This window comes from Mycoplasma zalophidermidis (genome assembly GCF_018913985.1).
Classification (GTDB): Bacteria; Bacillota_I; Bacilli_A; order Mycoplasmatales; family Metamycoplasmataceae; genus Mycoplasmopsis; species Mycoplasmopsis zalophidermidis.
In genome coordinates this window covers 1-12,886 of sequence record NZ_JAHMHK010000003.1, presented here as the reverse complement: position 1 = coordinate 12,886, position 12,886 = coordinate 1, and the positions used below count along the sequence as shown (strand labels likewise).

13 protein-coding genes are annotated in these 12,886 nt (G+C 28.9%); all 13 read left to right on the top strand.

The window, feature by feature from the left end:
• Positions 1–6: 6 nt before the first annotated feature.
• Entirely contained in the window at positions 7–330 is a 324-nt protein-coding gene (locus tag KQ878_RS02220; RefSeq protein ID WP_216567852.1) for a hypothetical protein, read from the top strand.
• A 1-nt stretch (position 331) separates the two neighbouring features.
• Entirely contained in the window at positions 332–1,435 is a 1,104-nt protein-coding gene (locus KQ878_RS02215; RefSeq protein ID WP_216567851.1) for an ArdC-like ssDNA-binding domain-containing protein, read from the top strand.
• Between the two features lie 9 nt (positions 1,436–1,444).
• On the top strand, positions 1,445–1,828 hold the full coding sequence (locus tag KQ878_RS02210) for a hypothetical protein (RefSeq protein ID WP_216567850.1): 384 nt from the start codon (positions 1,445–1,447) through the stop codon (positions 1,826–1,828).
• Between the two features lie 377 nt (positions 1,829–2,205).
• On the top strand, positions 2,206–2,418 hold the full coding sequence (locus KQ878_RS02205; RefSeq protein ID WP_216567849.1) for a hypothetical protein: 213 nt from the start codon (positions 2,206–2,208) through the stop codon (positions 2,416–2,418).
• The gene (locus KQ878_RS02200) at positions 2,402–3,964 is read left to right on the top strand and encodes an MAG3960 family lipoprotein (RefSeq protein ID WP_216567848.1); all 1,563 of its coding nucleotides are present in this window, start codon (positions 2,402–2,404) and stop codon (positions 3,962–3,964) included. Before KQ878_RS02205 ends, KQ878_RS02200 begins: the two co-directional genes overlap by 17 nt.
• 7 nt (positions 3,965–3,971) lie before the next feature.
• Positions 3,972–4,157 carry a hypothetical protein gene (locus KQ878_RS02195; protein WP_216567847.1) on the top strand — a complete coding sequence of 62 codons (186 nt, stop codon included), beginning with the start codon at positions 3,972–3,974 and terminating at the stop codon, positions 4,155–4,157.
• Positions 4,158–4,237: 80 nt separating this feature from the next.
• Positions 4,238–4,459 (top strand): hypothetical protein, encoded by a 222-nt coding sequence (locus KQ878_RS02190; protein WP_216567846.1) that lies wholly within the window; start codon positions 4,238–4,240, stop codon positions 4,457–4,459.
• Positions 4,460–4,471: 12 nt separating this feature from the next.
• Complete coding sequence (locus tag KQ878_RS02185; RefSeq protein WP_216567845.1) at positions 4,472–4,876, top strand: single-stranded DNA-binding protein; 405 nt, start codon at positions 4,472–4,474, stop codon at positions 4,874–4,876.
• Between the two features lie 8 nt (positions 4,877–4,884).
• Positions 4,885–5,208, top strand: coding sequence for an Mbov_0395 family pilin-like conjugal transfer protein (locus KQ878_RS02180; protein WP_246778290.1), 324 nt, complete (start codon positions 4,885–4,887; stop codon positions 5,206–5,208).
• Between the two features lie 2 nt (positions 5,209–5,210).
• A complete protein-coding gene (locus KQ878_RS02175) occupies positions 5,211–6,968 on the top strand; it encodes an Mbov_0396 family ICE element transmembrane protein (protein ID WP_216567844.1) in 1,758 nt (585 codons plus the stop codon).
• Positions 6,968–9,802 carry an Mbov_0397 family ICE element conjugal transfer ATPase gene (locus KQ878_RS04385; protein WP_216567843.1) on the top strand — a complete coding sequence of 945 codons (2,835 nt, stop codon included), beginning with the start codon at positions 6,968–6,970 and terminating at the stop codon, positions 9,800–9,802. Before KQ878_RS02175 ends, KQ878_RS04385 begins: the two co-directional genes overlap by 1 nt.
• Positions 9,803–9,809: 7 nt before the next feature.
• The gene (locus KQ878_RS02165; protein ID WP_216567842.1) at positions 9,810–10,586 is read left to right on the top strand and encodes an Mbov_0398 family ICE element protein; all 777 of its coding nucleotides are present in this window, start codon (positions 9,810–9,812) and stop codon (positions 10,584–10,586) included.
• Positions 10,587–10,589: 3 nt separating this feature from the next.
• Positions 10,590–12,886, top strand: a 2,297-nt coding sequence (locus tag KQ878_RS02160; RefSeq protein ID WP_373422574.1) for an Mbov_0399 family ICE element protein, incomplete at its 3' end; no start/stop codon positions are given.

The window sequence follows — 12,886 nt, the reverse complement described above, 5'->3', positions numbered from 1 at the left end:
GTCAAAATGACACAATATAATGAATATAAATTTATTAAAAGTTTAGGAGAAGATAAAGCTAAGAAAATTCTTGGTTTGTTAGATACCTGAATGGATTATGCAAAAAATGAAGTTAAGCAAGAACTTTATCATGGTTCAAAAGTTAATAAAGATGCTGATGTACTTTATTGAAAAGCAATTCAAAAATTAGTTGATATTAAAAATGGTTTTTGAGAATTTTATAAAAAATATAATGAAGATCAAAAATATGCTGATTCATTAAATGATGCTGAGTTAGGTGAAGTTGAGCAATTATATGTAGATATTGCGAGAAAGGCTGAAAACAATTAATATGCAAGATCATTTTGAAAAGGCAGAAGTGTTTTATAAAGGCATTGAAGAAGAGAAAGATGATAAAGTTGAGCAGCAACAAAGTAAAAAAGAAGATATGGAATTAAAAAAACCTGATGAAGATAAACAAGATAAATCATCAATTGATTTACTGATTGAAAAATCGAGTGCAGAATTAGATGAGTATTTTAATAGTGAAGAGAAAATGAAAGAATATTTAGATTTTATATCTGGTTTTGCTAATAAATATAGTTTCAAAAATATGAACTTGATTAAATCACAAATGGAAGGCGCAGCAATTGTTAAATCATTTACTGAGTGAAAAAAAGAAGGTGTATCGATTAAAGCTGGCCAGAAAGGTTTGAAAATATTAGCACCTAATGAAATAGTTATGCTGGAAGAAATTGACGAGCAGGGAAATATTAGATGAGTGCCGATTAAAAAAGCAAAAAAAGAAACAGTTAAAAAATATCACGAAGGAAAAGTTAAGTGAAAAAACGAGATTGTAGGGTTTAGAATTGCAAATGTTTTTGATATAGCACAAACTACAATGCCTAAGGAAAATTATCCTAAAAAATACTTTAATGCTTTTATCACTGATGAGAGTGAAGATAGTAAAAAGTTATTTGAATTAGTAAAAGAGACAATTATCAAAAATAATGATGCTGTGATAAGAGAAAATGAGACTTTAGGTCAGGTTAAGGGAATGTCGTCTTTAGATGATAAAGATAATGTAAAAATATATTTGAATGAGTTAAACTCTGATTTACAAAATTTAAAAACTTTATTGCATGAATATGCTCATGTGAAGTTAAAACATAGTTTAAGAGATTTAGAAAGACCTAGTTGCGAATTGCAAGCTGAGATGACAGCGTATGTGGTAGGTAAGGAATTAGGAATAGATACTAAGGACCATAGTTTTAAATATATGCGAAGTTGATCGAAGGGTGCAAGCATAAAAGAAAAACAAAATTTATTAACCGAAGTTAATGAAGTTTCTAAGGCTATTTTCAGCGAAATTGAGAGCAATTTTTTAGCTAATGGCGATGTTTATCAAGACAAAAATAAAAGCAAAAAGAATTTGAAAAATAAGCTAAGTTTGTAGAGGTAAGAGATGAATAAAAATGCAGGTAGAGGTGAAAAAAGAGTTATTAGTGGGATTAATAGTGTTGTTTTTGAAAATGAAAAATCCATTTTAGTGGTTTTACCACAGATGCTGGAAGAGCATTTACCAGAATATCGTTATCAGTGAGAAGGTTATAAGTTTTTCTATCCTAAGAAAATGAGTAGAAAATTAAAAAATGGAAATTGAGAGATTTCATATTATTCTGATTTTAAAGTTAATGTTTTTAAACAAGAAAAAAACGTCATATCAGAGAAGTGAGAAACCATAGATTCGCAGGAAATTGATATGGAGCAGATTGCTAAATTTTATGTTGTTTATAAAAAATATATTCGAGAATTAGGGCGATTACGTAAAAGCTCGAATAATGATTAATGCTCGCGTGTGAGCGCGCATAATGCGTACACGTGTGTGAAGAGTTGAGAAAGGATAGTTATGGCAAAAATAAACTTAAAAAAGTCATTTTAATATGGCTTTCAATAATTACGATTCCTGTTATTTGTTGTAGTTTTGGAATTGGAATAGTATTAATAGAAAATACGAATATTAGCTTATTAGTTTCTGGAATATTACTTTTGATTTTTAGTTCTATATGGATATTAAGTTTAATAGTTATGACATTTATTATTCTTCATAATAGTTATAGGTTTGTTAATATTCATGATTTACGAAAAAGCTCAAATAATGATTAATGCTCGCGTGTGAGCGCGCATTATGCATACACGTGTGCGAAGAGTTGAGAAAGGATAGTTATGGCAAAAAGTAAATATGGCGTTGTTTATTATCGACTTCGGGGTTCGAAAAATAATTATTCTAAATCAATTAATCGCTGCAAGGTATGAAAAAAGGTATTAGAAGTCATTGATTATGAGCAAAAAAGAGGACATTGAGATAAAATTATAGTAGAGCAAACAAAAGTGATTAAAGTTGTGAAGGTAGTTAGAGATGATGAAAAAAAAGATTAAATGATTATTAAGTGGTGCTGGACTTAGCGCGGTACCGGTGATGACTAGTTCGTGCATTTGAAGTCATTATGATGAACCAATTCCAAAACCTGATGAGTCGAAAAAAACGCAGACAATTGCGATAAGAGAAAAAAACAAAGATGATGCTGATGAAAAACATAACGAAGTTGAAGTCAGAGATGTTAGACAATTTAGTTATAACGGAATGACATTTAATGTTGCACCAGAAGATACATATGATGCTAATAAGAGATATTATGCTGATATGGTTTTAGAAAATGATGCGAGTGAGTTTAAGAAGTTTTTAAATAGCTATGGTGATTATTGAATTACTAATTTAAACGAGTATGATTTTCCGACTCTGGTTGATGTTAGTCGTTATGTGCGAAGCTTGGTGGTGAAGAAAGGTGATGGAATTAAATATTCTAGTGCTGATGAGCGAAATATTAGTGCGAAAGAATATAATGCTTTAATTACGAAATTGTTGGAAATACTTGATGTTAGTGGGGACTTTGATTTTAAAAAAGAAGAAAATAGAGAACAAAAAATTAGTTATGTTTTAAATAAAGATGATGCAATTGGTATTCTTAATGATTGATTAATTACTGATAGAGCAAGTTTGTTTTCAAAACATTATAATGATTGATTAAATATTATGGGTGATAATGTTTCATTTGGCCGGAAAAAAATCGAGTTTGGTGACCCTTATTGATATGAAATATCGGCTAAAGATGAAGACGCTAAAGTCAAAAACATTAATGGTAAGAAAAAGAAAGTTCCTTCGGCTGTTTGAAAATTAAATCGTGATATTTATTTGAGAAATATGTTTGATAATGAGATGTTTTTATCAAGAGCATTTTATGAGAAAACATTAGCTGAGAATGAAATCATTAATAACGACTGGATTGATTGATTGTATTTGAATGATTCCAGTGTGTTGGCAATGCAGGTACCACAATATAGGTTATTAGTTGCATATTTAAGATTAATGAAAAAACTAACTGATAGTATTAATTTTGTTGCTGTGGATGATGAAGCAGAGAATGCGAAAAAAATTAAGGAAAATGGCTCAATTGTAGATAAAAGTAAGAATTTAGAATTAAATATATTAGATAGTGGAACTTACGCTTTAATTGAAGAGTATGAAAAAGCATTATTAGATTATTTAGCGTTGGAACACGCAATGGGATTTATGGGTCGTGAGGACCATAATCCTAATTTACAACTTTTTGGTGGTGGAACTAATTATGGTTATAAGGTCGATTATAGAGACACTTATAAATGAGCTAAAAAGCAATATGAAGAGTTTGTGTTGCCGTTAAAAGTTGGTTTAGGTAATGCGACCTGAGCATCATCATCATCATCATATAATAAACGATTTAATAATCCTCAAACAATTGAGAAATATAAATTAATTTGAGCAGATATTAAAGAAGTTGATGGAGTTGAAAGACCACAATTAATTACGATTGAGTTAGCACGAGAAAGATTAGGTAAGATTATTAATTTATTTAATGATAAATTTGGTTGAAAATATAAAAGATAGGAGTAGGATGCCAGAGAAAAAGCATGTGGTTTATGACCACGAAGAATATATGAGATGTTTGAAAGAGGACATCGCCAGAGATTATGGTTTATCGATGGAAGAATTTAATTTATTAGATGATTTTAGTCCCGAAGCTAAAAAACTATATGATGATCTAATTGAGAAAGTTCATGCAAAAATAAAATCAAAATAAAAATACGTAAAGTTAAACGCCAATTTACGATCTAAGTTGCTTAGATTGTTTGTTGGCGTTTTTTTGATTAAAGGAGGTATATGGAAGGATCGTTTGTCATTGCTGGCATTGAATTTTTGGCGATTGTTTTAATTTTGATGATAGTGGTGCTGGTTAGAGGTTATAAAGAGTGTTTTGCTCGTGATAAGAAGTTAAGACAAAAAGCACGGTCTAATCAAAAGGAATGAAAGTATTTAGTGTCTGGCGTTGTTGTGAATGTTTTAGGAATATGAACAATGGTGACGTATTTTATTATGAAATAAGAAAGGAAGAATATGAATAAAGTATTACTGACAGGAAGAGTTGCTAATGAGAGTTTTTGAGAAATGAATACTAGTAAAGCAAATATTTTAAAGTTTAGTATAGCTACAAATGAGATTAATAATGAAAGTGAGTTTATTGATGTTGTTATTTTTCAAAATAATGCATTAAATTTTAAAAAATATGTGAAACAAGGTGATTTAGTAGAGGTTGTTGGCACATTAAAAAAGAATAGTTTTATTAATAGTGAAGGAGTTAAGGAATATCGTTTAGAGGTTATTGGGAATAGTGTTATTTATTCTACGAAAGCACTAAAAAATAAAACAAATAATTATGTTGTTGATGAAGAAAAAACAAATGATGAGAATGAGAAAGAAAATAGTCAGGAAGACTATTTAGAAGATTTAATTATTAGATAGGAGATATTATGAATTTATTAAATAAAGTATTAGACGGTAGTACAAGTACCGGTGGTAATCAAGGAATTAAAGAAAGTTTTGATGCGATTGCAACACAAATACAATATTACATTAATATAGTATTAGGAGCGTTTGCAGGGGTTTTAACAATAGTAATTGTGATTATTGCAGCTATTGCATTTTTTAAAGCAGGTAAGACAGAATCAGAAGAAGAAAGACAAGGTCAAATGAGAAGAATTAAATGATTAGGAATTTTTCTTATTGCTGTAGTTGTGTTATGAGCTCTTAGTCCGATAATTACTTCGATTATTAAGTCTGCGATCGGAGCATAAAAGTGTTGTTCGAAGGAGTTATAAATAAGATTAGTTATGGTGCTTTTATGATTGGTTATGGCCCGTTTGTAATTTTGCCATTGCTATTAATTAATGCTATTGTGGTGCTGTTTGAGTTAGTTGCTGTTGGGCTACCACAATATTTATTATTTGGTTTGAGTTTATCGCAAAAATTTGAGTTCGCCGTGCTACCTGATATGTTTAAACGATTAGCTATTATATCGAGTTTAGTTTATGTTTTGTTATTTGCTTTTAGTGCTTTGAGAATGTGAGCGTATAAAGGTGATGATGGAGTAAATCCGGTGCGAGTTGCGTTAAAAAACTCGCTTGTGGGAACGGTGTGGTTAATTGGTCTGCCGGTGTGTGTTTATTTATTTAATTTGATTATTGGCTTGATGTTGAATTTAGTTTTAGGGTCTAATAGTTTAACTTTAGATAAAACACTTTTTAGAAGTATTTGAGCAGAGGACCAGTTAGATGGTATTAGTTTTAAAAGATGAAATGAAATAGGCGATAATTACTTTAATATCACATATGATGATTATGAACATTTAGCATGAGGTCAAGGACCTAGATTGGTATTTTTGGGTGCATTGATGTCGATTGGTACATTAGTACCTCTGACATTAGGTTTAATAACTTTGGTGACGAAAATATTTCAACAGTTGTTTTTATTCGTTATTTCGCCATTTGTGGCAGCATCATCGATTGCAGATGATGGTAAGCGAATGAAACAATGACAAGAAATGTATATGGCAAAATCATTTGCGATTTTGGGTTTTGTTGTCGGAATACAGATATATGCTGTTTTTTTACAAAGAAGTACTGATTGAGCGAATAATTTAGATACTAACTGATTTACGAAAATATTATTAATTGTTGGTTTAGCGATTGGTGGGGCTGTCGCTAGCACGGGATTATCTGGCGAGATTGCAGCATTTGTTGGAGAATCTGCATCAGTGAGAGAGACTATGTCGGAAACTAAAGGTTTATTGGCTAGTGGAATGGCATTAGGTGCTGGTATTGGTGGTGCGTTTAAAGCACTTGGTAAGGCAACGAAAGCTGGTGGTAAAGCATTAAAAACTGCTGGTGTGGGTTTAACTCGTGGTAAGGCAGGATTACAAAAATTAGAAGCTAAGAGAGATTTAAAAAATAAATTGAAATCAGGCGAGTTATCAAAAGCTGGATATGCTAAAGAAATGCAAAGCTTAAATATGCGTTCAGAAGACCAAAGAATGGCTATAGCAAATGATAAGTTGGAAAGTAAAGCTGAAAGAGCAATGATTAGAAAAGAATTAGCTTCAGGAAATAGTGCTTATAAAAAATCTGATTTAAGAGCTAGTGATAATAAATTAATTAAACAAGAAAATCAAACCTTGAAAGAAATGGAAAAACTAGCTGCTCAGGAAGGTGGAGTTAATTCGGAGAAATATAAAGAATTAGCACAAAGACATGAAGCGTTAGGAAGTTTAATTGATGCGAGAACACAGCGTAGTTCGAGAAAAGAATTAAATATTAATGACCAAAAATCAAGATTGATGGCTCAAAACTCAAAACGTGGAGTTGCATCGAAAAATATTGTTTCAGCTGCTGAATTAGAAAAACAAAAACTAATTAAAGAACGTGAAGCTAATAAAGATAACAAGTTGATTTCATCATTTATAGATGGTCGAATAAAAAGTGCTGATGCAAGAGAAGCTGCAAACAAAAAACGAGCAAAAAGTATAGTAAAAAGTAAAGAAAATATTAAGAAAGGTTAATGAGAATGCTACAACCAAAAAATATAAAGAAAACTAAGTTAAAAGTGTTTAAGAATTTTGACTGAATTGATTTTGTAGTGTTATTAGCTTGTGTTATTAGTTCGATTTTCTTAACGCAATCAGTGTTGCCTAAGAAAATGAATCCTTATTTCAAAATATTAATTTGATTTTTAACATTCGGTGTATTTAGTGTGCTTTTAATAAAAATTAGAAAATATGATGTTAGATTATATAGATTGCTGATTAGGATGATTTGTTATATTTTTAAAACTAAAAAATATAATAAGAGAAACAGCACGAAAAATTTAATACCATATGCCGAAATGCTCGAAGATAGATATATTAAAACAAAAATGTTGCGTGGTGGAGTTAAATATTTTAGCGTATTAAAATTTAAAGGTAAGACTCCTTGAAGTGAAGAAGAAAGCGATAGAGAGTCGTTTTTAGCAAAATTTATTGATGTATTAGATAATACAAAAATACAGATTAGTTTTGTTAGACAAAAGGAATTAATTGATTATTCAAAAAACTTTGAAGCTTTAAAAACTAATTTAGACCAAAAAATGCAATATTTAAAGCTAAATAATGCAAGTGCTGAAGTGATTGAAAATTACACAAATTTATATGAAGAAAAGTTTTTAGACTTTGAAACATTAGATAAAGAAATAATGCTTGATACATATTATGTTGTACTGTATGAGCGTAGAATATCAGAACTACAAAAAAATATTGATATGGTTTATCAGTATATGAACTCGATGGAATTAGAACCTCGTTTATTAAAGTCTGCTGATTTAGTGAGATTTTTGGCTAGATTAAACGATAAAGAATTAGATGAGGAATTACTTAAAAAATATATAGATCAGCAACAATTAAAAACTAATGGGTTGAGACGAAATTATCGTGATGAAGAAGAAATTTTAAGTAATGATTGAATTTTGAGATTTAAAAAATGATTATTATCAAAATCGAAAAAACATAAAAATGATAGCTCTTCTTCAAAAACAAAATTGATTAGTTTAGATGAGTTATTAAGAGCAGAAAATGTCGTTTTTAAAGCTAATTACTTTATTAAAGACATGTTATATTATTCAATTCAGACAGTTAATGAACTGCCATTGAGATTACAGGATGGATGAAATAGCGAGTTATTGAATAATGATTCTGTTATTGTGTGAAATTTAGGTGCAATTTCAACAGAAGCACAAGCACATTTATTAGATAGTGTGGCTAAAAAGAATATTGATAACTCAGCTGTTATTAATTCAAAATTTCAAAGAAAGTCTAATAATTTACAATTAGAAGCTATGGAATATTTACAAGACCAGCTATTAATTGATGGTAATAATTTATTTGATTCACATTTTATGATTATTAATAAAGCAAGTTCATTAAAAGAATTAAAGATGATTGAGAGTAAAAATTATCATGCAGCTGTTAAAGCTAGAATTTATTTAACTTCATTACCATTTAGACAGTTTGAAGCTTATGCTCAAAGTTGTTTGATAACCACAAATAATTTAAAAGAAGCAGTACAGATATCATCATTTAATGCTGCATATGGTTGAAGCTTCGAAAATGAGTTTCATAATGACGGTAATATTAGTATTTTAGGGACAACTATATCTACGGGTGAGCCGATTATAGTTGATAGATTTTATAAAAAAGACGCAAAGAGAACTAATTATAACTGGATGACTGTTGGGACTAGTGGAACAGGAAAATCATCATCAAAATCAAAATCGATAGTTGATGAGTTAGCACAAAATAGAAATGTTTATGTTATCGATTTAGAGAATGAGTATAAATATTTAGCAAAAAAATTCGGTGGAACAATTTTCAATATTGGTAATAGTGGTAAAACCACTTTAAATCCTTTGGAGATTAGGGTATCGATTTGAGATAATGAAGATGATAATAAAAAAGAGGTTAGCGTCGAAGGTATCGTTTTAAAACATTTGGAATGATTAGAAGGGTTTTTTAAATTAGTAAATGTAAATTTTAGAGATGAACATATTATGGTTATTTTATCGTGTTTGAAAAGACTTTATGAGCAAACCGGAGTTTATGATATTAGAAGCGTTGAAGAATTTAAAATGATTAAAAAATGACCGATTATGTCAGATTTAATTGTGGAATTAGAAAACTATAAATATGTTGATGAATTTGAAAAACAAAGAAAACGTGAAATGGTAGCTAATATTGCTGATTCGTTTAAATTTTTATTTGAGAATAATGGTAAATATCAAAACTTATATAATGCTGAAACCAAGATTGATTTAGATAATGAATTTATTATTTTTAACACAAAAGAATTAATGTCGTTAGGGAAAGATGATTCAAATTTAGGTAGTTATGTCTTACTGAGTTTAATACAAGATTTGGTTTATCAAAATGTGGTTAAAAATCCTAATAAACATACGGTCTTATTTATCGATGAGATTCATCAGTATGTCGATAATTCTCGTCCAATAATGTTAAATTTCGTTTGAAAATTAACTAAGACAGGACGTAAATATTTATTTGGTTTAGATTTAACAACACAGTCGCCATCAGATTTATTAGTTTCTGCTAAAGCTGAGTCGATAGTGCAGAATTGTCAGTACTCTACAATTTTTGGGCTTAAGGAAAAAGACTTGAAAGCAGTCGAGCAGATGTATGAATATACCGGTGGTTTAAATAAATCGATGACTTCATTTTTAAGTGCTGGAGTAATTGGTAATAATATGATTTCACTGAATTTAAACTCAAAAATTAAGATTGATGTTTGATATAACGAATATGAAAAAGGATTGTACTTTAAACAAGGCGATTTTAGAAAACAAGAACTATAGGAGTATTATGGATAAAGAAAAACTAGATATGAGTAAAGAATTGTTGTTAAAACAATATGAAAATATAGCTTTAAAAAACGAGTTAATGAACCAACAAGCAGAATTGCAGGAAAAAGAATTAACACAACAAATAGAATATAAAGATGATAAAGCAAGCGAAGAAAAAGAAGTAAAACCTAAAAAACGAGGTCGAAAACCGAAAAAGAAAGCAAAAGATGAAGCTCCAAAACAAGATAATGGGGTGCAATTAAGTTTTAGGTTATATGATGAAAACGATATTTTAAAATTTAAATCATTTCGTAAAACAGTTGAAGGTAAAGGACAGTCTTTATCGAATGCTTTATCTGATATTGTAGTTTCATTTTTAGATGAAAAAGATAAAAGAAAAGTAATGTCATCGTTGAAGGTTGATTTATTTTATGCGTTTAGAAAGGCATTTTATGCGTCTTTATCGCCTTATACTGCAAATATTATTAATCAAATTTTAAAAGTTAGAGTTGAGAATAATATTATTAATAAAAAACTGGATTTATTACTAAATGCATTGGCTGGCGGCGATGTTTCGAAAGAGATAATTGATAATCCTGGTTCGGAATTGTTAGTTGAGCCGAAATATTTTGAGCAAATTCGTCAGATTTTAAATATTGAAAATGATGAAAAAGGCTTAAAAACAAATGAGAAAGTGGCAAAAGTTAAAAAACGTGAAGAAATATATGAAAATTATGAGTTTAATAATGATACAGATCCCGAGATTTTGGCAGAGTATTTTGATTTAGGTAAATAATTTATGAGAAATAAACTAAAAAAGATTTTAAATTTTGGGCTGGTAAGTGCTCCATTTGCTGTGCCATTATGTTTTGTTTCTACTAGTTTTAAAACTGACGCTAATAGTACTACCACTTATTACTCTTTGCCTAGAGAATGGGGTAGGAATGTAAGGAGTCAGCAATTAAGTAAATCATTTTCGGTGGATTCTAACAAAGCATTTATGAAATCACCTTATTGAGAAGATTTTTATGAAAGTGAATGAAGAATAAGTGCTGATGATATATTTTTAAACGAAAATTTAACTTGACAATTTAGATCGGATGGCCAAAGAGTATCTGATCAAGAGTTTAATAAATATTTAAAAGATTTAGAAGACATTAATAATTGAGGAAAACATGTAGGTTATGAAATATCGACAACAATTGATTTTAATCGTTTTGAAGCTATGTATCAAAAGATAATGAGAAATAGTTCTCTTGATGTAAGTGTTAAAAATGAAATTAAAAGTCAGTGAGAAAATGCTAAATTAGGATTAATAAAAGGTAAGAGAGTTGAGATAAAATTACAAAACGATGATTATCAATATATTAGCTATGACTCATTTGAAGAAATAGAATATGACAGATGAGAATGGGTAAATGGTCGTTTAATTGATATAAATACACAAGACCAGGCAAAAAGACTGATTATTAATATTAGTGGCGAGTATGAAAAAGCACACGATAATTATGAGGAATTAAAAACTGGTTGATACAAAATTCAAAATGAAATTTTAGAAAATAAAACAGAATTTATGATTAGCTCTGATAGTGGTGGTAATTTAAATACTAAACCTAAATCAGGGTTTAAGTCTAATAAAAAATTTCTTGATGATTATATTAAAAAATTAAATGAAAATATAACCTCTGCAAAAATCAATATGCGATTAGTTTATAAGCAAGCTTCTAGCGATAAAATAAATCTTTATGTTATTTGAAATGGCGAAAAGAAATTATTAGCAGATAATGTTAAAGTTAAATTTAAACCTAATTCTAATTTTGAAGGTTTGCAAATAGATGAAAGATTAAAAATTGAATTAGGTAAGTGAGTAGATTTTGATGCAAAAACAACTCGTTTAGTTGATGATGTTTTAATTAGAGATCCAAAAGATACTAAGAGTATAGGCGTTAAACAGAGAGAAAAGAAATATTGAGCAGGTAGATGGAAAGCTCATACACCTTTAAAAGTAATATTTAATACAACGTTAAGTGAGAATGAAGTTTTAAAAATTAATGGTAAAAGAATAGAGGTATTAGATAGAACATTTGAAGAATTTTTACAAGATAATCGGAGTAATGCTGGTGATGATGAAAGAGTGTTTGATTATGGTGTTGTCGTTAATGATGATACACAAAAAACACAAGAAAATTCACATCTAAAAAATGAATATAAAATTGATATTTATAAATATTCTCGTCCAGGTAATTTAGATGCTGATTTAGAAATGCATTATACAAAAGTATTATTTATAGATTCAAAATCAGCACAAGTTGATTTTAAGTGATATGCCTGAGAACCTGAAAATAATCCACAACAAAAAGAATTAATTGAGGAATTTATAAAAGATAGTGAGGGAAATTTATTAAGAGATGATAAGGGAAATAGCATTAAAAACCCTAAATATGATCCGAGTATAGATCCAGAAACAGGGACGAAAAAACAACTAGTTTGGTTTGATTTTGGTATCTTTGATAGTAAAAGTCAGCTAAAAAATGAAGCTTTAAATAATTTTGATATATATTACAATGATGAAAAAGATAGAGAATATTATAAATTAACTAAGCTACCATTTAACACTAAAACACTTTTTGCACCTCACGATAATAATAGTTTAGATAAAGGTTTAATTGTTGAAGCTATTGTACTTGGTAAAGGAGGATTAAAACAACTTATTGGTAAGACAGAAAAATTTACATTATATAAATTAGAACAAAACGATAATTATTTGTGGTTTGTAAAACAAGATAATAATAAATTTTATAATGAAGAGGTTATAAAGACTTCTGATAATACATATTTTTCTAATTCAGGGATTTGGTTATTTGCTTCAAATGCTGAAAAGTCAATTAGTAATTTTAAACTGGTTTTAATAAAAGAAAATTCAAATCCACAAAGCTATTTTACGGAAAATGTTGTTTTGGATTCTAAACAGATTAGACCTCTTTGAAAAACAAAACAAGGAATAAAGTTCTTTAACTATTTAAAAATAAAACATAATTTAAAAGATGAAGATATTGTAGCTTTAAATTATGAAAGTGCTATGCAGTATTATAAAAG